At 72.4% G+C, this 21789-nt stretch carries 15 protein-coding genes and 1 pseudogene; 2 read left to right on the forward strand and 14 right to left on the reverse strand.

Annotation, left to right across the window (positions count from 1 at the left end; genetic code table 11):
* Position 1 precedes the first annotated feature (1 nt).
* From C3486_RS01620 to C3486_RS01685, 14 genes and pseudogenes are all read right to left on the reverse strand, one after another.
* The gene (locus C3486_RS01620) at positions 2 to 664 is read right to left on the reverse strand and encodes a PIG-L deacetylase family protein (RefSeq protein ID WP_103830688.1); all 663 of its coding nucleotides are present in this window, start codon (positions 662 to 664) and stop codon (positions 2 to 4) included.
* Positions 661 to 1455 carry a glucose-1-phosphate cytidylyltransferase gene (locus C3486_RS01625; protein ID WP_103830689.1) on the reverse strand — a complete coding sequence of 265 codons (795 nt, stop codon included), beginning with the start codon at positions 1453 to 1455 and terminating at the stop codon, positions 661 to 663. Before C3486_RS01625 ends, C3486_RS01620 begins: the two co-directional genes overlap by 4 nt.
* The gene (locus C3486_RS01630; protein ID WP_103830690.1) at positions 1452 to 2708 is read right to left on the reverse strand and encodes a class I SAM-dependent methyltransferase; all 1257 of its coding nucleotides are present in this window, start codon (positions 2706 to 2708) and stop codon (positions 1452 to 1454) included. The genes C3486_RS01625 and C3486_RS01630 overlap by 4 nt, the downstream gene beginning before the upstream one ends.
* On the reverse strand, positions 2705 to 3928 hold the full coding sequence (locus C3486_RS01635) for a glycosyltransferase (protein WP_103830691.1): 1224 nt from the start codon (positions 3926 to 3928) through the stop codon (positions 2705 to 2707). The genes C3486_RS01630 and C3486_RS01635 overlap by 4 nt, the downstream gene beginning before the upstream one ends.
* 2 nt (positions 3929 to 3930) lie before the next feature.
* Positions 3931 to 5169, reverse strand: a complete 1239-nt coding sequence (locus tag C3486_RS01640) for a hypothetical protein (protein ID WP_103830742.1) — start codon at positions 5167 to 5169, stop codon at positions 3931 to 3933.
* A complete protein-coding gene (locus tag C3486_RS01645) occupies positions 5159 to 6709 on the reverse strand; it encodes a right-handed parallel beta-helix repeat-containing protein (RefSeq protein WP_103830692.1) in 1551 nt (516 codons plus the stop codon). Before C3486_RS01645 ends, C3486_RS01640 begins: the two co-directional genes overlap by 11 nt.
* A gap of 8 nt (positions 6710 to 6717) precedes the next feature.
* A complete protein-coding gene (locus C3486_RS01650; RefSeq protein ID WP_103830693.1) occupies positions 6718 to 8712 on the reverse strand; it encodes an alginate lyase family protein in 1995 nt (664 codons plus the stop codon).
* Positions 8709 to 10892, reverse strand: a complete 2184-nt coding sequence (locus C3486_RS01655) for a bi-domain-containing oxidoreductase (RefSeq protein WP_103830694.1) — start codon at positions 10890 to 10892, stop codon at positions 8709 to 8711. Before C3486_RS01655 ends, C3486_RS01650 begins: the two co-directional genes overlap by 4 nt.
* Positions 10889 to 12805, reverse strand: coding sequence for an asparagine synthase (glutamine-hydrolyzing) (gene asnB, locus C3486_RS01660; protein WP_103830695.1), 1917 nt, complete (start codon positions 12803 to 12805; stop codon positions 10889 to 10891). Before asnB ends, C3486_RS01655 begins: the two co-directional genes overlap by 4 nt.
* Positions 12806 to 12808: 3 nt before the next feature.
* Positions 12809 to 14248, reverse strand: a complete 1440-nt coding sequence (locus tag C3486_RS01665; RefSeq protein ID WP_103830696.1) for a Wzz/FepE/Etk N-terminal domain-containing protein — start codon at positions 14246 to 14248, stop codon at positions 12809 to 12811.
* Positions 14245 to 15609, reverse strand: coding sequence for a Wzz/FepE/Etk N-terminal domain-containing protein (locus tag C3486_RS01670; protein ID WP_103830697.1), 1365 nt, complete (start codon positions 15607 to 15609; stop codon positions 14245 to 14247). The genes C3486_RS01665 and C3486_RS01670 overlap by 4 nt, the downstream gene beginning before the upstream one ends.
* A pseudogene (locus tag C3486_RS01675) lies at positions 15606 to 16872 on the reverse strand (glycosyltransferase family 4 protein). The gene C3486_RS01670 and the pseudogene C3486_RS01675 overlap by 4 nt, the downstream one beginning before the upstream one ends.
* Entirely contained in the window at positions 16862 to 18220 is a 1359-nt protein-coding gene (locus tag C3486_RS01680; protein WP_103830698.1) for a nucleotide sugar dehydrogenase, read from the reverse strand. Before C3486_RS01680 ends, C3486_RS01675 begins: the two are co-directional and overlap by 11 nt.
* A gap of 88 nt (positions 18221 to 18308) precedes the next feature.
* On the reverse strand, positions 18309 to 19787 hold the full coding sequence (locus tag C3486_RS01685) for a sugar transferase (protein ID WP_103830699.1): 1479 nt from the start codon (positions 19785 to 19787) through the stop codon (positions 18309 to 18311).
* A 686-nt stretch (positions 19788 to 20473) separates the two neighbouring features.
* Here C3486_RS01685 and C3486_RS01690 point away from each other — a divergent pair.
* Positions 20474 to 20755, forward strand: a complete 282-nt coding sequence (locus tag C3486_RS01690) for an EF-hand domain-containing protein (protein ID WP_103830700.1) — start codon at positions 20474 to 20476, stop codon at positions 20753 to 20755.
* 217 nt (positions 20756 to 20972) lie between these two features.
* Positions 20973 to 21719: a phosphotransferase family protein gene (locus C3486_RS01695; RefSeq protein WP_103830701.1), complete on the forward strand. Its 747-nt coding sequence runs from the start codon at positions 20973 to 20975 to the stop codon at positions 21717 to 21719.
* The last annotated feature ends 70 nt before the right edge of the window (positions 21720 to 21789 follow it).

The following is a 21789-nucleotide window of genomic DNA, read 5'->3' on the forward strand; positions in this document are numbered from 1 at the left end:
TTCATTCCCCCTGGGTGAAGGTGCCGAGATCGAGAGTGAGTTTGGTGACGGCGAACGCCTCGGCGTAGCGCGCGTGGCATTCGATGCCGCGAATGCGCGCGAGGCCGAGGAAGGCCTCCCGGTCGTACCAGGGCCGGTGCCGCTGCGAGGGGTAGTGCGCCTGCAGCAGCCGCACCTTCTGTTCGGCGGTCTCCGGCGACAGCGGCTGGTACGCGGCCATGCGGCCGAGGTCGCCGTCCCACTTGACGATCTCGTAGCCGAGGACGAGGTGGTCGCGGAACGCGGTGGGGATCAGCTGCGCCAGGCCGCGGTGGTCCTGGTGCGCGTCGTCGGTGCGCGGGGCCAGGATCAGGTCCGGGTCGGTCCGCGCGCGCAGCTCCTCGACCGCGGTCTTGGCCTCGTCCCAGTGCGCCCGCTGCCGGCCGTCCGGCAGCTTGAGCACGGTCAGCCGCAGGTCGGCGCCCGGGCAGAAGGCGGCGAGCGCGGCCGCCTCCTCCTGCTCGCGTTCGGTGCCACCGCCGGAGAGCACCAGTGCGTCGATGCGGATGCCCGGCCGTGCGTGACACAACGTCAGCAGTGTGCCGCCCGCGCCGATGGCGATGTCGTCGCAGTGCGCGCCCACCGTGACGATCCGGTCCAGCCGCCCGGTACCGAGCCGGATCATGCGCTCACCCCCGCGCCGTCCCGCTCCCACACGGCCCACGGGCGGTCGCCCCTGGCGTAGGCGGCGTCGAGCGCGGCCCGTTCCTTCACCGTGTCGGTCGGCTTCCAGAAGCCGCGGTGCTGGTGCGCCACCAGCCGTCCGCGCTTGGCCAGTTGGGCGCAGCCGTCGGCGACCAGGTCCCCGTTCTCCGGGATGTGGTCGAAGACCTCCTGGCGGAGCACGAAGTAGCCGCCGTTCTCCCACAGCGGCAGTTCGCTCACCGCGGTGATGCCGCCCACCAGGCCGTCCTCGCCCAGGTCCACGCAGTGGAACGAGGACTGGGGCGGTACCACCATCATCGACGCACCGGCGTCGCGCCGGGTGAAGTTCTCGATCATCTCCGGCAGCGGGGCGTCGGTGAGGACGTCGGCGTAGTTGGCGAGGAACATCTCGTCGCCGTCCAGGTGGTGCCGCACCCGGCGCAGCCGCTCCCCGATCGGTGACTCGATGCCGGTCTGCGCGAACGTGATCGTCCAGTCCGAGATGTCGGTGGACAGCAGCTCGGTCCGGCCGCCTCTCAGCACGAAGTCGTTGGACGTGGTCTCCTCGTAGTTGAGGAAGAAGTCCTTGATGTGGTGGGCACCGTAGCCGAGGCACAGGATGAACTCGGTGTGCCCGAAGTGTGCGTAGTAGCGCATGACGTGCCAGATCAGCGGTCGCGGGCCGACCATCGCCATCGGCTTGGGCACGTCGTCGGAGGCACCGTTGCGCATCCGCATCCCGTAACCGCCGCAGAACAGTACGACCTTCATGACTTGTTGACCTCGACAATGCTCAGTTCCGGGATGGGGAAGACCAGACGGCCGCCCCACTCGTGGACGAAGGAGAGCTGCTCGACCAGCTCGGCCCGCAGGTTCCACGGGAGGACCAGGACGTAGTCCGGCCTGTCGGCGGCTATCCGCTCGGGCGGCAGGATCGGGATGCGGGTGCCCGGGGTGAACCTGCCGTGCTTGTAGGGGTTGCGGTCGACCGTGTACGGGAGCAGGTCGGGCCGGATGCCGCAGTGGTTGAGCAGCGTATTGCCCTTGCCCGGGGCGCCGTAGCCGACCACCGTCTCGCCGCGCTCGGCGGCCTCGATGAGGAACGTGAGCAGGTCGCGGCGCACCTTGGCCACCCGCGCGGCGAACTCGCTGTAGCCGGACAGCTCCTGCAGCCCGGCGGCCTTCTCCCTCGCCAGCACGTCGGTGACGCGCTGCGACGGCTCGCCCGCGACCTCGGCGGGCCGGGCCCACAGCCGGATGGAACCACCGTGCGTGGGCAGCAACTCCACGTCGACGAGGGCGAGTCCGCCGCTGGCCAGCGCCCGGATCGCGGACGCGACCGTGTAGTACTGGAAGTGCTCGTGGTAGATCGTGTCGTACTGGTTCTCCTCGATGAGGGTCAGCAGGTGCTGCACCTCGATGGAGACCCAGCCGTCGTCGGCGACCAGGGAGCGCAGCCCCTGGGTGAACCCGACCACGTCGGGGATGTGCGCGTACACGTTGTTGGCGACGACGAGGTCCGCCGGACCGTGCTCGGCACGGACGGCCGCGCCCGTCTCCGGGCTCAGGAACTCCGTGAGCGTGGGCACACCGGCTTCCCGCGCCGCCGCGCCGACGTTCACCGACGGCTCGATGCCGAGGCAGCGGATCCCCCGGTCCACCACGTGCTTGAGCAGGTATCCGTCGTTGCTCGCGACCTCGACCACGAAGGCGCCGGAGCCATCGGTGCCTTCGGTATCGATCCCCACCCGCTGCACGGCGTCGGCGACGAACGTGCGGGCGTGCTCCACCCAGGAGGTCGAGTACGAGGAGAAGTACGCGTACTCCTTGAACGTCTCCTCCGGCGTGATCAGCGGCGGGATCTGCGCCAGCCAGCAGTCGGTGCAGACCCGCAGGTGCAGCGGGTACGCCGGCTCCGGCCGGTCCAGTTGGTCAGCGGCGAGAAAGCTCTCGCACGGTGGCGTCGCACCGAGGTCGACGACGCTCGCCAGCGCCGCCGAGCCGCAGAGTCGGCATCGTGTCATTTACTGCCCCCCATGGTTTCCGTCCCCATTGCTTCCCGACCCGCGATCGCGGTGCGGTACTCCTCCACCAGGCGCTCCAGCCCGACGGCCGGGCTGAAGCCCTGTTCGTAGTGGCGCCGGGCCGCCCGTCCCATCTCCCGGTTGCGTGCCGCGTCGGCCGTGATCCGGCGTATGCACGACGCGAGCGAGGCGGCCTCGCCCGGCCGGTGCAGCAGCCCGGTCACCCCGTCCTCGACGAGTTCGGCGAAGGCACCGTGCCCGGCGGCGACGACCGGGACCCCGGCCGCCATCGCCTCCACGGCCACCAGGCCGAACGCCTCCAGCCACGTCGAGGGAGCCAGCACGGCGACCGACCGCGCGAGGGCTCCTCGGCACTGGTCCGTGTCGTACAGGCCGACGTACCGCACGTCGTCCCGGCCCGCGGCCCAGGCGGTCACCTCGGCCTCCAGCGGGCCCGTGCCGGCGATGACGAGCGGCACGCCCACTCCGCCGTCAGCGGCGAGCCGGTCCCACGCGGCCATGAGCAGCCGTACGCCCTTGGCCTCGGCGAGCCGGCCGAGGTAGAGCAGGTGCTCGCCCCCGCCCGCGCGGACGACGCCCGGCTCCGGTACGAAGTTGTGCTTCACCGCCAGCCGCTCGGCCGGCATGCCGGCCCGTACCAGGACGTCGCGCTGCGCCGCTGAGATGCAGAGGAACCGCGTCACGCCGGACCACCAGCGCCGCCGGTTGACGGACAGGCTGACCGCGAGCGGCACCGTCGCCAGGCGGGAGTTCCGGTAGCAGCCGTGCCGGACGGCGGGCAGTGCCGCCTTCGTCCCGACGCACTCGGTGCACGGCCGGCCGTCCCGCTGCAGCGTGCCGGGCGGGCAGACCTGGGTGTAGTTGTGCAGCGTGGCGACGGCGGGCACGCCGGCGTCGGCGCAGGCGGCCAGCACCGCGGGCGACAGCAGCGGGAAGACGTTGTGGACGTGCACGACGTCGGGGCGCGTGGCGCGCAGCCGGGCGGCCAGCTCCGTGCGCACCGCCGGGTTCCACGGTACGAGCAGGGGCACCGCGGCCTTGCCCGGCAGGGACCGGGCGGCGATGTCGTCGCTGCGCCGCTCGAACACCTCGACCCGGTGGCCGGCGTCGCGCAGCAGCGCCACCTCCTGGTCGACGACCTTGTTCTCCCCGCTCGGCTGCGCCGAGGCGTAGCGGTTGTGCACCACGAGGACGTGCATGCTCAGATCACCTCCGATCTCTGGGCCCGGCGCTGGACGCGTCGTCGAGGGCCTTCGGGCGTGGGAAGGGGCTCGGCCGCGGCGGGTGCGGGCGCCACCAGCAGCGAGGCGGCCACGGCCAGGTGCAGCAGGTACGGCGAGGCGTCGCCCAGCCCTGCCTCGGTGTACGACGCGATCGCGCAGTAGCTGATCAGGAAGATCGCGCAGGCCCTCGACAGCGACGGCGGCCGCAGCAGTGCGACGGCGCCCAGCACGAGGAGGACCGCCGCCACCAGGACCACGCCGGTCAGGCCCTGTTCCTGGTAGACGGCCAGCCAGCTGTTGTCGATCGGCAGCCCGCCGAACGACTTGTCGCCCAGGCCCACTCCGAACAGCCGCTCGGTGGTCGACCGGGGCGCCGCCAGCAGGGCGTCCCAGACCTTGGCCCGCCCGGTGAGGTTGGAGAAGTTCTCCTGGCTCTGCCCGCGCAGGAACCACGCCTCCAGCGCGGAGCTGAACACCACCGCCGCCACCACGGCGCACACCACCGCCCAGGTGAAGAACCGGCGGGCTGCCGCGCTGGTCAGGAGGAGCGAGCCGATGGCCAGCGCCAGCCCGGCGAGCAGGCCGACCGTGGCCGTACGGGTATGGGTCAGCGCGAGCAGGACGAGTGACGGCACGATGATCACCGCCGCGCTCCTGCGGTCGGTCCGGCGGCCCAGTACCAGCAGCACCGTGAGCCCGGTGATGACCGCGGCGTACTGGCCGATCTGCGGCGGCGTGAGCGGCCACAACGCGCCGACCAGCCGGCCGCCGTACAGGTCGGGCAGGGCGGCGCCCGGCGAGATGACCAGGCCCGCGGCCACCGACCCGAGCACCGCGAAGTACATCCGGATGTGGTGCCGGACGAACGTCGTACCGCCGTCCCACCAGCGGGTGAGCAGCCACAATGTGCCGACGAAGAGGGCCAGCCGGGCGCACCGGAACAGCGCGCCGAACCCGGACTCCAGGTGCGCGCTGGAGAGGACGCTCGTCACCAGCAGCAGGGTGAGCAGGAGGACGAAGGCGCTGGGCCTGATGCGCAGCCGCGCGTTGAGCACGAGGGCCAGCGCGAACGCGACGGCCAGCGCGCCCATCGTGACCATCTGGATGAGGGAGCGGGGCAGCGGGACGATGGTCTTCGCGCCGGCGGAGCCGAGCGTGTTGAGGACCAGCAGCCCCCAGACGATTCCGACGCCCTTCGGCGTGTGGTCAGCGCGCATCTCGACCACCGGCCCGTACGCGGAAGGTGCTGCCCGCGTCCTGCTGGTACGGCGTGCTCTGCCACTCCACGAAGTCGAGGACCTGGCTCGGGTCCTGGACGACGAACTTCCACGGTCCGCGGTAGACGTTGCGGTGCCAGCGGTTGTGCTGCGTGCGGGTGATCGCCTCGGCCACCCGCTCGCCCTGGTACGGCGACCAGTCCGGGTAGGTGCCGTAGTTGGCGAGCACCGCCATGCGGTCGCACTTCACCGTGCACCCGACGACGGACTTGTCGAGCACGAAGCGGTTGTCGTGGATGTCCACCCGCTGGGTCTTCCACCGGCAGTCGGCGTAGAGCGGTGCTCTGGCGATGGCCGGCTTCGCGCAGCGTTCGGTGTCCCGGACCAGCAGGGTGCAGTCGCCGGAGGAGGTGTTGGCAGGGCTGTTGCAGAACCGGTCGGCGTTCTCCCACAGGGTGATCCCGGACCAGTTGTCCGCCAGCACGTTCCGGTAGATCTCGATCTTGTCGGTGCGTGCGGTGACCCGTGGTTCGCCGCCGGACTCGGACAGGTAGACGGTGGCGAACGGGAAGGTGTCGCCGCGGTCGGCCGCCCGGCGGCCCTCGACCCAGTTGTTCCGCCGGATCGTGTTGTGCCGGATGACCGCGTTGTAGCTGGTCTCGTAGATCAGCGCGGCACCGTCGTTGGCTTCGAGCACGTTGTTCTCGATGCGGAAGTCGTTGTTGTTGGTGTCCGCCCACAGCCCGGTGCCGCGGTTGTCGTGCACCCAGTTGCCGCGCACGTCGGCACCGTCGACGGCCCAGAACTTGATGCCTCCGGTGCAGCCGCAGCCCTTCCGCCGGCGCTCCCAGTCGCCGGTGTTGTTGCCCACGACCTCGTTGCCCTCGACCACCAGGCCGCCGATGCGGCCGCCTGACTTGTACGCGTTCATTCCGTACTGGCCGTTGCCGCGCAGGCAGCTGGCACGGACGCGCTGGCGGGCACCGGCCATCAGCCCGGCGCCGGAGTTGTGCTGGATCACGGCGTGCTCGATGACCCAGCCGTCGGCCGAGTCATGGTTGACCACGCCCTCGTCCTGCGGCGCGGCGAAGCCCTGCACGGTCAGATGGCGGATGGTGACGTCGCGGGCATCGCCGCCGAACGCGTACTGGTTCTTCTTCCGGCCGTCGAGCACCGCGCCCGGCGCGCCGAGGTAGCGGTCCCCTTCCTTCGGGACGACCTGCGCGTACCGGTCCGGGTCGAGCCTGTGCGTGCCCGGCCGGAGCCAGAACGTGGTGTGCGGCGGGCTGTTCCTGGTCTTCGCGGTCAGGTCACCGACCACCGCGGGGTCGACCGTGACCGCGCCCGCCGGCGCCTTCACAGGGCCGGCCGCCGGCCTGTCGCAGACCCGGGCCACGGACGTGGCCGGTGCCCCGGAGGCGGCCGGCGCGCCGGTCGCCCTCGTCGGCGCTTCCGGCGTGCTCGTACAGCCGGCCGCCGCCAGCAGGGCCAGCGTCAGCGGTGCCGCCGCCCACGCCCAGTGCCGTGTCGTGCTCCCCACGCGCCCCCCTAGCCGCGGAACCTGAGGACGGTGGTGAAGCCCGCCACGCCGTCGGCGAAGCCGGTGCCGACGAGCGTGGTGGCGGGTTCCTTGCGCCCGAAGCCGGCGGAGTACCAGCCGAGCACGGGGTATGCCCTGCCCGAAGAGGTGGGGGAAGGGCCGGTCTCGCCGCGGTGCGCCCGCCAGTTCAGCTCGCCGGGCAGGTCGAGTTCCGCGGAGCGCTCCTCGCCGTCCCGGCTCCAGGTGAGCACCGCCCGGTTGCCCGTCAGGTCCGCGGTGATCGCGGGGCCGAGGTGGAACGCGAGGTGCACCGCGGCCCGGTGCGAGGTACGCACCTCGTCCAGCACCCGCAGCTCCCCACGCACGGTGGTCAGTTCCACCCGGCGGCGGTGCACGGAGGGCCGGTAGCCGTCGTGTTCGGCGCACCAGTGGGCCGTACCCCCGCCGGACGCGCCGGAGGTGTCCGCGGCCAGGACGCGGCTCGTGGCGTGCCGGGTCCACAGGAAGGGGCCGCCGGAGACGGACTGGTCGGCGCCGTCCAGCTGCAGTGTGTTGTGCCCGAGGGTGGACCGGAAGTACTGCCGCCACTCGGGCTGCCCGTGGTAGCAGTACGTCCCGGGGTCGGCGAGCACGTCGACCCCGTCGTGCCGGACCTCCACGGACAGCGCGTCCGCGTGGGCGTGCGCGGCGATGGACAGGAAGCCGTGCGGGCCACCGTCGCAGCGGCACCAGATCTCGCCCGTTCTTCCCTGACCGCGCAGGAGGGTGAGGCCCGCGTCGGCGAAGTGCCCGGGACGGCTCGCCGGCCGGGTCACGGACAGCTCAGTGGGCTCGATGAGCGCGGCCAGCAGCGGGGTGCGCACATCGGTGCCGGTGACCTCGGGCCACCAGCCGAGCCGGCCGAACACGGCGTCCCCGGTGGCCAGCAGCGAGCCCCAGCGGTCGGTGCCCGCGCCGTCCACGACCAGACCGTGCCCGTCGTCCGCGTCCCCCTGGCGCGGCGGCCGCAGCCTGCTGTCCACGACGGCGGCGAGCGCGTCGGTCATGCGCAGCAGCACGAGGCGTACGGTCGCGGGGACCGGCACGCCGGCGGCGTCGGCCTCGGCCAGCGCGGCCAGGCCCAGCTCCAGTACGAGGCCGTGGTACTCGGTGGCCAGCTCGCGGTTGAGGCCGGAGCGGAAGGTGTTGCCGCGCAGGTGCCGGTCCAGCGACCGCAGCGCGTCGGCCCGCCAGCGCGCCGAGGCGGGGAACCAGTCGAACGCGCAGGCCGCGGCGAACTGCCCGGCGGCCTCGGCGATGACATGGTTGTTCGCCGAGGAGCCCCGGCTGGGGAAGGCGGCCAGCCAGCGCTGGTGGTGCCAGATCTGGTGCAGCGCCACCGGATTCTCCTCGAACAGCCCGGCCGCGCCCGGCCAGCCGTCGAGCAGCCGGCGGATCCACACCCACGACAGCAGCCGGATGCCCAGCTCGATGCCGCTGATCCAGTGCACGCCGCGCAGCGGCGGGTTGGCCGCCCACCACGACCGCAGGTGCGCGGCCACCCGCTCGGCGTACCGCTCGTCCCCGGTGATCGCGTAGGCGGCGGCGAGCACGGTGAGGTACTGGTGCCGGGACAACTCCCAGATCTGCTTGATGTCCCCGACCGCTTCCTCGTCCCGGTACGGCACGTCGAAGGCGTAGCCCCACGGCGCCCGGCGCCCGGTCTTCGGGTCGTACCACCAGTCCGGGTCCACCAGGTCGTCGCGGACCACCCCGAAGAACTCGGCGTGCCCGCACATCAGCCGGTCCGCCTCGGCGAGGAGACGTTTCGCGGCGTCCGGGGGTACGGCCGCAGCCGTCCCGGCGGGCAGCACCACCGTGAACCGGGCACCGGCCACGCTCGGGCCGTCCGGCACAGCCGACCGCCACCGCCGCCTGCGTACCGCGTCACCGACCCGGCCCGCGACCTCCTGCGGCCCCATCCGGGACAGCCGCCGCAGGTACCAGCTCGCACTCATGGTCATCGCGGCGGCTCCAGCGTCACCGGCGCGCCACTGGCCAGGCCGGTCTGCACGGCGAGGGTGGCCGCGGTGGTGGCGACCAGGGACTCCAGCGGCACCGGCATCGGGTCGCCGGTCCGCACGGCCTTGACGAACGCGGCCAGCTCGGCGTTCTGGCCCTTGTCCCGGGCCTTGGGCAGCCGCGAGCTGACCCACCGCTTGCGCCCGTACACCGAGGCCCGCACGAAGTCGTCGAGCCGCAGCGCGCGGCCGTCCGCGATCAGGTCCAGCGTCTCCTTGGGGAAGCCGGCCGGACCGGAGGTGACGTAGCTGAGGGTGGCGGTGGACCCGTCCGGGTAGCGCAGCGCGATCTGCAGGTCCTCGTTCCCGGAGGGGGCGGTCGCGTACACCGACACCGGGTCGGCGTCGAGCAGCCAGCTCGCCGTGTCGATGAAGTGGCCGCCCTCGCCGGCGAACCGCGTGCCCTCGGTGCCCTGCCGGAGGTACCAGCTGCCGTGGTCGAGGCGGCCCGCGTTGATGAGGTAGCGGAGGCTCGCCGGGCCGGTCCGGACGCCGAACCGCTGCTTGGCCTCGGTCAGCAGCGGCGCGAACCGGCGGTTGAAGCCCACCTGCAGCCGGTCGTTGCCGGACTCCTCCACCGCCGCGAGCACGCCTGCCAGCTCGTCCTCGGTGAGGGCCAGGGGCTTCTCCACGAAGACGGCCTTGCCGGCCAGCAGCGCCTTCCGGGTCAGTTCGGCGTGCGAGCTGTGCCGGGTGACGACGAACACCGCGTCGATGGTCTTGTCGCCGAGCACGGCGTCGAGGTCGGTGGTCGCCCCGGCGAAGCCGAACTTCCGCTGCGCGTTGGCCGCGGACAGCGCCGTCGTGGTGACGACGGTCGACAGCTCGACGCCGTCGCGCTGTGCCAGGTGCGGCAGCAGCATCGACGTGGCGTAGTTCCCGGCACCGATGAAGGCGAGCCGCACCGGCGACGTGGTGGCCCGGACGGGGGCGGAGCCGGTACGCCGCACCGCGGGCACGGTCACCGCCGGGGCCGCCGCTTCCTCCGTCGTCCCCGCCTGCTCGGGGTACCGGAACAGCACCGCCACGGCCTTCAACTCGCCGTTCTTCAGGCGCCGGTACGTCTCGACGGCGTCGTCGAAGTCGGCGACGTGGGAGATCAGGGGCTCGACGTCGACGCTGCCGCGGGCGAGGAGGTCGAGGAAGCACGCCAGGTTGCGGCGCTCGGTCCAGCGCACATACCCGATCGGGTAGTCGCGCCCCGCCAGCTCGTATTCGGGGTCGTAGCGCCCGGGTCCGTACGAGCGGGAGAACCGTACGTCCAGTTCCTTCTCGTAGTACGCGTTCCACGGCAGGTCGAGGCGGCACTTGCCGATGTCGACGACGCGGCCGCGGTCCCGGCTCAGCTTGGCGGCCAGCTCGACGGGCTGATTGCTGCCGCCGCCGGCGGCCAGGTACACCTGGTCGACGCCGTGCCCGCCGGTGAGTTCGGCGACGGCGGTCTCCACGGCAGCGGACGCGGGATCGCCGCAGGCCGCGGCGCCGAGGCGCGCGGCCAGCTCGCAGCGTGCCGGGTCGGGGTCGGCCCCGACGACGCGTACGCCCGAGGCGGTGAGGAGCTGCACCACCAGTTGCCCGATCAGGCCGAGGCCGATGACGAGCGCCACTTCGCCGAGCTGCGGTTCGCCCTGGCGGACGCCCTGCAGTGCGATCGATCCGACGGTGCCGAAGGCCGCGTGCCGCGGCGCGAGGCCGTCCGGCACCGGGGTGTAGAGGTTCTTCGGCACCCAGTTCAGCTCGGCGTGCAGCGCGTGCTCGTTGCCGGCGCAGGCCACCAGGTCGCCGGCCTTCACGTCGTCGATCCCGGCGCCGACCTGCTCGACCACCCCGCACAGCGAGTAGCCCAGCGGGGTGTAGGAGTCCAGCTTGCCCATCACCTTGCGGTAGGTGGCGGGCACCCCGTTGGTGGCCACGCTCTGCATGACCTTGGCCACCTGGTCGGGGCGGGAGCGGGCCTTGCCGACCATCGACATGCCGGCCTCGGAGACCTTCATCAGCTCGGTGCCGGTGGATATCAGCGAGTAGGCGCTGCGGACCAGCACACCGCCCGGCTTGCACCCCGGCACCGGAACGTCGAGCACCGTCAGCTCGCCGCTCTTGTAGTTCTGTACTACCTGCTTCACGCGTTCTCCCCAGAAGTCGCGCCCCGATACCAGTGCTCGAGGGTCAGCACATGCCACAGATGCTTGGAGTTGTCCCGCTGCCCGGCGGCGTCCTCGGCGACCATCCGGGCCAGCGCCTCACGGCGCAGGAGTCCGGAGCGCACCAGCTCGCCGTCGTTGACCACCTCGCGCACCAGTGGTGCCAGGTCCCGGCTCATCCAGGCCCGCAGCGGGGCGCTGAACAGGCCCTTGGGGCGGTACACGATCTCCCTCGGCAGGATCGAGGTGGCCGCCTCCTTGAGGACGGCCTTGCCCTGCCGCCCGACGATCTTGCGATCGCCGGGGAAGGTGAACGCCGCCCTGACCACCTCGACGTCCACGTACGGCACCCGCACCTCGGTCGAAGCGGCCATGCTGGAGCGGTCGGTGTACGCGAGGTTCAGGCCCGGCAGGAACATCCGGGCGTCGGTCAGGCACATGCGGTTGACGAAGTCGTCGAGGTCGTTGTCCTCGTAGGTGTCCGCGTGTTCCGTCAGCACGTCGTCGACCGTGCCGGCCAGGTCCGGGTTGACCAGCGCGAGCAGCTCGTCCCGGTCGTACATGGTGTAGCTGCGCCGGAAGGCGGTCTCCTCCGGGAGCTCGGCGAAGGACAGGAACCGCTTGGCGAACCGCACGGACCGCAGCCCCCGGCGGCTGGTGGCGACCGGCAGCCGGTCGACGGCCGCCGACACACCGCGCCGCAGGGGGCGCGGGACGCGCTGGTAGCGCAGGGCGATCAGGTTGGCCAGGTGCTTGCGGTACCCGGCGAACAGCTCGTCGGCGCCCATGCCGGAGAGCATCACCTTGACCCCCGCCTCCCGGGCCGCCGAGCAGATCAGGAAGGTGTTGATCGCGGCGGGGTCGCCGATCGGCTCGTCCAGGTGGTACGTCATCCGCGGCAGCAGGTCGAGCACGTTCGGGGCGATCTCGATCTCGTGCAGGTCGACGCCGAACCGCCCGGCCACCTGCCGGGCGTAGCGCAGGTCGTCCGGCATCGCCTCGAACCTGGCGTCCTCGGCACGGAAGCCGATCGTGTAGGCGGAGATCCCGGGCCGGTGGCGGGCCGCCAGCGCGGTCAGCCAGCTGGAGTCGAGGCCCCCGGAGAGGAAGGTCGCCACGGGCACGTCGGCGAGCAGGTGGCGCCGGGTCGACTCCTCGACGACGGCGGCCAGGTCCGGCTGCTCGCCGGCCAGGGCCCGCTCCCGGCCCTCGGCGGCGACCTCCTTCAGGTCCCAGTACCGGCCGCGCTCCACCCGGCCGTCGGGCCGGATCCGCAGCCAGCTTCCCGGCGGCAGCTTCTCCGCCTCGCGGAACGCGCAGCGGGAGTCCGGCACCCAGTAGTACAGCAGGGAGGCCACCAGCGCCGCGTGGTCCACCTCCAACGGCCCGCCGGTGGCGGTGGCGAGCGCCTTCAGCTCGGAGGCGAACACCAGGCCCTCGCCGCGCCGGAGCAGGAACAGCGGCTTGATGCCCAACTGGTCGCGGGCCAGCACCAGTTCACCGGTGCGCTCGTCGAAGACGCCGAACGCGAACATGCCGCGCAGCCGGGGCAGGCAGTCCGTGCCCCAGCGCCGCCATGCCTCCAGCAGCACCTCGGTGTCGGAGGTGCCGCGGAAGCGCACCCCCGCGGCCACCAGTTCGGCACGCAGCTCGGGCGCGTTGTACAGCTCGCCGTTGTACGTCAGGGCGAGGCCGTCCGAGACCATCGGCTGGGCGCCGGTCCCGGACAGGTCGATGATGGCCAGCCTGCGGTGCCCGAGGTGCACCTCGCCGTCACCGGCGGAGTGGCTGTACCGGCCCGCCCCGTCCGGGCCGCGGTGGGCGAGGGTGTCGGTGAGCCGGTCGGTCACGGCCTTGCCGTCCGGCCACCGGTACGTTCCTGCGATGCCGCACATGTCCTACCGCACCTCCTGCTCGTTGTCCGGGACGCGCGCGGCGTGCTTCGGCCGCCGCTCCGTCCGCGGCCGGCCCTCGCCCACTGCCTCAACGGTGTGGGAGGTACCGCCACCGTTCTGCCGGGCCATCGGCTCGCCGTGGCCCCGCAGCGCGGTGTGCGCTCCGTCCCACAGCGTGCCGTCGGTCCGGTCCCGCGGGTCGGGATCGATCAGCACCACACCGATCACCGGGATGCGCTGGTCGGCCAGCTGTCGCGCCACGGTGTGCAGCCACGCGGCGCTGCCGTGCCCGGCCCGCACGACGAGCACGGTCCGGGTGCCGAGGCAGGGCAGGTCGGTCCACGCGGTGCCGGGCGCCACCGAGCCGACGCCGACCGCCGGCCCCTCGGCGCCCAGTGCCGCGGTGAGGTCGGCGGCGAGCGCGTTCGCGCTGCGCGCGCAGCCCAGTTCCAGCAGCGAGACCGGTCCCGCCGAGCCGCGCACGGTGCGGGCCAGCGTCGTGGTGAGGCGTTCGTGTGCCGTCCGGGTCCGCCGGCGCTGCCACCGCCCGCCGGAGCGGCGGGGCAGTTCCGCGATGACCGAGGCGCCCAGGTGCGCGGCGATGTCCCGGCGCAGCACGGGGCGGTCCGCCACCACCGCGCCGACCGCGGCCAGCGCGAGGCCGAGGACCAGCCCGAGGACGAGCCCGATGGCGCCGTCGGTGGCGGCGGCCCTGGGCAGCGAGTGCCGCACCACGCGTGGCGCGTCCACGATCTGCGTACCGGCGATGACCTGGGGAGTTCCGGTGCGCGCCTCGGCGGCGCGCTGGTCGAAGTCGGCGATCCGCGAGTTCAGCTCGGCCCGGCGGGCGAAGAGCGACTCGGTACTCGCCGACGCCTTCGGATCGCTGTCCGGTGACCGGCCGCCGATCTCCTTGTTGACCCGGGCGAGCTCGTCCCGCATCCGGTCACGCTGCTCGACCAGGGACGTGGCCTCGGCCTTCGCGGCTTCCCGCATCCGCCGCACATGGTCGGCGATGAACGCGTCGGCCAGCGCCCCGGCCCGGGCCACCGCTTCCGCTTCGCTGTCAGCCGTCACATCGATCTGCAGCAGGTTGTTGGTCAGGCCGGTGCCCCGGTAGTCCTTCATGAAGTCCTCGGTGTTCTCCCGGGACTTGAGGGCCCGCAGGGCCTTGCCGGCGATCCGGGAGGTCCCCAGCAGCTCGACATCGGTGCGGATCAGCGTTCCGGTGTCGTTCGGCTGGTCCTCCTTGTGCGCGACCAGCACCTTGGTCACCGCGGCGGGCGCCGGCGGCAGCAGGACCGCCACCGCGACACCGGCCAGCAGGCCGAGAAGGGCCAGGGAGCACCAGAGGCGGCGGCGCCTGCGTACTGCCGCCACCAGCCCCTGCAGGTCGATGAGCGGAGCGACGGCCGGCGGCTCGGACGTCGTACTCGTCGTCACACCGCACCTCCCCTCGCGTGGCGGCGCTCCGCGAGCGCCGGCGTGACGTTGTCCGGCAGGTCGCCGGCGGACTGCGCCGTACGGGCCGGTACCGGGTTCGCGACGACGGTGCCGACGACCTCGTGCCTGCCGTCCGCACACGCCCCGGCGAGTCCGGCCAGCTCCTCAGCGGTCCAGCTGCCCGCACTGAGGACGACCAGGGCGCCGGACTCGGTCTCGCGGTCCGGCACGACCGGCCGGTCCACCGGCACCTCCACCACCCGGAGCGCCAAGTGGCTCCGGGCCTCGGCGGCGAGCTGCCCGGCGGCCCGGAGGGCGGTCTCGTCGCCTTCGGGTACGACGACGAGCAGCCGCCGGGCGGCCGGCAGCCGGTCGTGGAGGCGGGCGCACACCCGCCGGAAGCGGATCCGCCGTCCTGCCTCGTCGCCGGACGGCTGCGAGGCCGGTGCGTCCCACCGCATGCCGAGGCCGAGGAACCGGCGCATCCGGGCCACCGCGCCCCGGCCCTCCGGCCGCTTCGGGCGCCACTCACCGGGTACGTCGACGGTGCCGAGGAGCACCGAGCCCAGCGCCGCCGCGATCTCCCGCTCGGTACGCAGCCGGCGGTCCCTCCGTACGGCGACGAGGTGGCCGACGACCGCGAGCAGGAAGAACAGCACCGCCCCCGCGGCGATGAGCTGTGGCCGGGTCGGCGGTGCCGCACCGGTCGGCCGGGGCGCGGGACCCATCACGACCATGCCGGCCTTGTCGTTCGCCGGGTCGGCCTCGTCCAGCTTCGTCATGGCCTCTTCCAGGGAGGTGCGCAGCTTCTCCAGCGAGGTGCGGGCCTGCACGCCCTCCACGGTCCGCCCGGGATCGGCCGCGTCGGCCAGGTCGGTGATGCGGCGGTTGGTCTCCAGCACCTTCTGCCGCAGCGCCTCGGTGCCCGTGGCCGCGTCGGGGTCGCCGCTGCCCGCGATGCGCGCGGCGAAGCCGACGAACTGCTGGGCGAGCTGGTCGGCGAGCTGCTGCGCGCGCGCCGGGGTGCCGGCCGTGCCCGAGATCGTGATGATGTTCCCGTCGGCGGCCTGGGCGGTGACCTGCTCCCTCAGTTCGGTGCCGCTGACGCCCGGCAGGCCGAGCTTGGCGGCCGTGAGGTCGACCACCGACGAGCTGGTCGCGATGTCCACCTGGGTCAGCAGCTCGCGCTCCTCCCACTGCCCCGGCAGCAGTACCGATGCCGACGCCGTGTACCGCGGCGGGAACACCACCGAGGTGCCGAAGCCGGCCAGCGCGCCCACCACGGTGAGGACGGCGAGCAGCCGCCACCGCCGGCGGAGCAGCCGCCCGACCGTGGCCAGGCGGATCGTGTCCTCGTTCAACGCCGTGCTCTCCGCCCCGTCCGCACCGGGCGGCCCGCCGGCTCCGCAGTGTGCTCGGGGCACGCGGCGGCGTAGGCGGCGAGCAGGGCTGCCTGCGAGTTCCGCCAGGAGAGCGGCCCGTTGATCCGCTCCTGGCCGGTCCTGCCCATCCGGGCGCGCTGCTCCGGGTCGTCCATCAGCTGCGCGATGAGCCGGGCGAATGCGCCCTCGTCGTCGGCGGGCGCGTACACGGCGGCGTCACCGGCGGAGACGCGTGCCTCCCGCAGGTCGAACGAGACGATCGGCCGGCCCATCGCCATGTACTCCAGGACCTTGTTCATGGTCGACACGTCGTTGAGCGGATTGCGCGGGTCGGGGGAAAGGCACACGTCGGGCGGTGGAGAGGTAGCGCACCAGGTCGGCGTCCGGGATGCGCCCGGTGAACTGCACCTGCCCGGCGAGCCCGAGCTGACGGGACAGCTCCACCATCGCGTCGAAGGCGTCACCGGAACCGACGAACACCGCGTGCCAGTCGGTACGCCCGAGATCGTCGCGCAGCTTCGCGAGGGCCCGCAGGGCGTAGTCGACGCCGTCCTGCGGACCCATGACGCCGAGGTAGCACAGCAGATGGGGCTTGCGGCGCTTCAACTCCGGCTCGGGCGGCACCGGTTGAAACCGATCGACGGCGGGCGCGCTGCGCACCACGAAGACGTCGGCGGGCCGCTTGCCGCCACGGCGCAGCGCGACGTCCCGGTAGCTCTCGTTCGTGGCGAGCACGATGTCCGCCGCCCGGTAGGTCCGCCGTTCCAGCGCGCACACGGCGCGGTAGAGCAGGTCCTTGCCGCGGCCGAACCGGGAGAGGTACAGCTCGGGCACCAGGTCGTGCTGGTCGAAGACGAACCGCGCGCCGCTCCGCTTCAGCCACAGCGCCGGCAGGAACAGCAGGTCGGGCGGGTTGCAGGCGTGGACCACGTCGACCGGGCCGACCTTGCGGGCCAGTCGGAGCGTGTGCCACAGCGCCGTTCCGTACTCCCGCAGGTAGCCGGCCGGTCCTCCGGTGGCCGCGCGCAACGGGTAGCGGTGGATCCGTACCCCGTCGATCACCGCCTCCGGCTCGGTGTCCCGCTTCTCCCCACGCGGGCAGATGACGTGCACGTCCCAGCCCGCGTCGCGCAGGGTCGTGCACTCCTGCCACACCCGCCGGTCGAACGGCACCGACAGGTTCTCCACCAGGATCAGCGCGCGTCGGCGCGGCCGGTCGTTGTGTTGTGCGTTACCAGGCAAGGCCCACGTACCCCGGTTCGGTCCGGCGCGCGTCGGCGTCGGGAAGGCGGATGAGATCGATGAGCACCGGACCGCCGTCGCCGTGCGGCAGTGCCGACAGCACGGCCGGGTCCTTGGTGCCGACCAGGCAGACCTCGGCGTGTCCGAGCACCTCGTCGACGGAGTCGGCGAGCAGCTGCGCGAGGTGCGGCAGCCGGCTCTCGATGTACTCGCGGTTCGCGCCCAGCAGCCGGGACAGGCTCACGTTGGCGTCGTAGATCTTGAGGTCGTACCCCTTGCCGAAGAGGCGCTCCGCCAGCTCGACGAGCGGGCTCTCGCGGAGGTCGTCGGTGCCGGGCTTGAAGGACAGCCCGAAGAGGCCCACCCGGCGCTTGCCGGTGCGCTCGACCAGCTCCACCGCGCGCTGCAGATGGTCGGCGTTGGAGGGCAGTACGTGGGAGAGGATCGGCACCGAGACGTCGGCCCGCCGCGCCGCGTGGACCAGGCTGCGCAGGTCCTTGGGCAGGCAGGAGCCGCCGAAGGCGAAGCCGGGGCGCAGGTAGGCGGGGCTGATGTTCAGCTTGCGGTCGGCCAGGAACACGTCCATCACCTGGTGCGAGTCCACCCCGAGCGCCTGGCACACCGCGCCCAGCTCGTTCGCGAAGCCGATCTTGAGGCCGTGGAAGGCGTTGTCCGCGTACTTGATCGCCTCGGCCACCGGGACCGGCACCCGGAACACCTCGCCGGGCAGGCCGCCGTACAGCGCCGCCACCACGTCGCCGCTCGCCGGGTCGAGCTCGCCGATGACGGTCTTGGGCGGGTCGAAGAAGTCCCGCACGCTCGTGCCCTCGCGCAGGAACTCCGGGTTGACCGCGACTCCGACGTCCACCCCTGCCGTGCCGCCGACGTACTTCTCCAGGATCGGCACCAGCAGGTTCAGGCAGGTGCCCGGGAGCATGGTGCTGCGGAACACGACGGTGTGCCGCCCGCGCCCCTCTCGCCCGGCCGTCCCGCCCTCGGCCGGTGCGGTCCGGTCGGCCAGCGCGGCGCCGATCTCCTCGGTGACCCGCTCCAAGTACGTCGTGCACAGGCTGCCGTTGGGCTCCGACGGCGTGCCCACGCAGATCAGCGACACCTCGCTGTCCATGACCGCCTCGCGGACGTCGCGGGTGGCGCGCAAGGCTCCGGTCCGCACGACCTCGGCGATGAGCTCACCGATCCGCTCCTCGACCACCGGGGCCTTGCCGTCGTTGACCAGGTCGACCTTCACCTGGTTGACGTCCACCCCGATGACCTCGTGGCCCATGCTCGCCAGGCACGCGGCCGACACGCAGCCCACGTAGCCGAGCCCGAAGACGCTTACTCTCATGCCTCGTTCCTCCCCCGGACAGGCCCCAGCGGCCTGCGGTCCGTGCGTCGGCAGTTCGCCGGCCCCCCGCGCATCGATGAGCCGCGCATCAGTAGGCCCCCTGTCCGTAGAGCACCGCACGCAGCGTCTTCCACAAGATCACCGTGTCCAGTGCGAGCGACCAGTCCTCCACGTACCGCAGGTCGAGGCGGACGGCCTCCTCCCACGGCAGGTCGCTGCGCCCGCTGATCTGCCACAGGCCGGTGAGCCCGGGCTTGACCAGCAGCCGCCGCCGGATGTCCGGGTCGTACGCGGCACACTCCTCCGGCAGCGGAGGCCGCGGCCCGACGAGCGACATCGATCCGGTGAGTACGTTGAAGAGCTGCGGGAGCTCGTCGATCGAGTACCGGCGCAGTACCGCTCCCACCCGCGTGACCCGCGGGTCCCGGCGGAGCTTGAACAGCAGCCCCGCGCCCTCGTTGCGGTCGGCGAGCTGCGCACGTGCCCCGTGCGCACCGGCGACCATGGTGCGGAACTTGTAGATGGTGAACTCGCGCCCGTCCTTGCCGACCCGGCGCTGGCTGTAGAACGCCCCGCCCCGGCTGTCCACCATCACCAGTAACGCCACACACACCATCAGCGGCGCGAACAGCACCAGCAGGATCGCCGCGCCCAGCCGGTCGACGACCTCTTTGACCGCCCGGCGCCCGCCGGTGAAGGTGGGCATGCTGACCCGCAGCAGGGGTATCCCGAGCACCGCGTCGACGTGCAGCCGCGGGCCCGCCACCTCCATCAGCACCGGGGCCACGACCATCTCGGCGTCGCTGCCTTCGAGGTTCCAGGCCAGCCGCTGCAGCCGGTCCGGTGTCCAGTGCGGGTCCGGCGTGACCGCCACGACCCGGTAGCCGTCGTGGCGGACGTGCTTGGCGACGTCGGCCAGCCGGCCGACGACCGGCACGCCGTCCAGCTGGTCGCCGTCGAGCCCGCGCCCGTCCGTCGTGCACACGGCCTCCACGCGCCAGCCGAGGTGCGGGAACTTGCGGGTCCGGGTGATCAGGTCGCGCACGGTGTCCGGGCTCCCGGCGGCGAGCACCGGTCTCAGGCACAGCCCCTGCTTCCGCTGCTTGTGCAGCGAGAGGCGGAGCAGATACCGCTCCGTCATGGTGACGAGCGCGATCGCGGGGATCGCGACGAAGATCCAGAGCTTGATGTTGCGCGAGGTCAGGGCGATCCCGCCGAGCGCGAGGACGACGGTCGCCGTGAACAGCGAGCGTCCGAGCCGGCGGAACTCCTCGGCCCCCTGGCCGAGTACGGCCGGAGCCCACGCCCGGCTCACCGCGAGCGCTCCCAGCACCAGCAGCTCGGTGCCGAAGGCGAGGATGCCCCACTTCTCGTGCCAGTTGGCCGCGTCCCGCACCCCGAAGAAGTTGCCGATCGCCGCCACCACCGAGCCGGTCGCGACGGTATCGCTGAGGATCACGGTACGGCGGTACCGCTGCTCCCAGTCGATCGCCGGCCGGCCGATCGCCCCGTCCGTCAGACGCCCGCGCTCCGACGGAAAAGGGCCGACTAATCCCCCCTGCCGCACAGAAACCCCCCGGTCCCCAGTGGTACGCGAAGCAGGGGGCACCGGCCCCCCGCCGCTCATGACATCTCGGCTGATTCAGCGCTACGTGAGCGGTCCTTCCGGACGGCAGGAACCCGCACCCCCTGCCCCACACTCACGTGCGCGGGATCCCGGCGGAACCCTGGGTGCTCCCCTCACCCAGGACCCCCTACGGGCCCCACGAATTGATCGTCCCCCCTGGCACCGGAGACACAGTCACCTGCTCTCCACAGCACCCAACCCAAAGATCGCCATTTGTCGCTCCGTGTCACACCATGCGAAGCAAGGTCAATCTAGACCATCGATCCCCATCTGCAGAGAGGTATGTGTGGGATTTGTGGTCAAGATTTGGAGACGCCTCGACCAACCCGTGCGGGTCAAGTGACCATCCTGGGCGCCGTGGTGACGGCGATACGTCATACGACCTGCGGTGATGGGCACCCACGAGGGCACCCACAGCGCGCCCCGGCCACCCCTCCCACCCCTCCGGCAGCCAGGCGCCACCGCTCGCACGCCGCGAGACGGACCAGCGTCCCGGGCTCCCGCACGGCACCCCCCACCTTGCGTGACGTTGAGCAATTGATTCACTACGGTGGGTGGCTGCAGTTGCCAGTAACAGCCAGACATCCGGCCTTCCCGCCCTCCCGCGGGGGCCAATAGGAGACACCATGCAGACTCGCACCGCTGCCACCGCGATGGCTCTGACGGCGGCAGCCGTCCTCGGCGCGAGCGGTTCCGCCTTTGCCAGCGCCCCCGCGAGCACCCCTCCCACCTTCCACCAGATCGACACGGACAGGAGCGGCACGATCAGCGAGCCGGAACTGCTCGTGGCGGGGAAGCAGCAGGGGGTCTCCGAGCCCACCATTCGCAAGGCCTTCCACCTGGTGGACCGCGACTCGAACGGCCAGATCAGCAAGGAAGAGTTCGTCCAGGCGTCGCGCACGCGGTAGCAGCGGGGAACGCCGGCCCGGTGCCCTCCGTGGCGAACGGAGGGCACCGCTTTCGTGCCCCGCCCCTGGGCGGGTGAGGCGGATGTACGCCTCGCTCGCCCGGCGTGCGTGTGGCGCGCCACCGCACGAGGCCGCCGCGCAACGGAACCCGGTCAACCGCACCTCCACAGGCGATAAACCCGGTGACACGAACAGTCGGCCGAGATACTGATGGCCCATGAATGAGGTCAAGGTCGTCGTCGCCCATTCCGAGCGTGCGACCCTTCGCGTCGGCGATGTGTTCCTGAAGGTGGACACCGATCAAGCACGCATCGACGTCGAGATCGAGGCGATGGCCCTGGCGCCGGTCCCGACCCCGCGGATCCTGTGGCGCGAGCCGCCCGTGCTCGCGATCGCCGCGGTCCCGGGGACGGCGCTCGGCCGCCTCGGCGAGCCACCGAGCGCGTCCCCGGCGGCCTGGGCCGCGGCGGGTGCCGCCCTCCGGAAGCTGCACGACGCGCCGCTGCCACCCTGGCCCGGCCGGGCCGGGCGGGACCCCGACGAGCTGGCGGCGGACCTCGACGACGAGTGCGAGTGGCTCGTGACGCATGGCGTCCTCCCCGCCGACCTGGTCACCCGCAACCGCCGGGTCGCCGAGGCCGCACTCCGACCGCGCCCTCCCGCCTTCACGCACGGCGACCTGCAGATCGCTCACGTGTTCACCGACGGCGACGAGATCACGGGCATCATCGACTGGTCCGAGGCGGGCCGGGGCGACGCCCTGTACGACCTCGCCACCTTGACCCTCGGACACGAGAACCACCTCGCCGACGTCCTCACCGGCTACGGCACCGACGCCGACCCCGACGCGATCCGCGGCTGGTGGTCACTGCGCAGCCTGCTGGGGATCCGCTGGCTGATCGACCACGGCTTCGACCCATTCGCCCCGGGCTGCGAAGTCGACGTACTGAGGTCCCGGATGTGAGACCGCGTGCCCTTCAGCGGACAGGTCGTAGAAGGGCGGAAGCGACGATGCGAGGTGCTGATTCGGGCGG

Source organism: Streptomyces sp. Ru73 (assembly GCF_002920575.1).
In the GTDB taxonomy this organism is placed as follows: Bacteria; Actinomycetota; Actinomycetes; order Streptomycetales; family Streptomycetaceae; genus Streptomyces.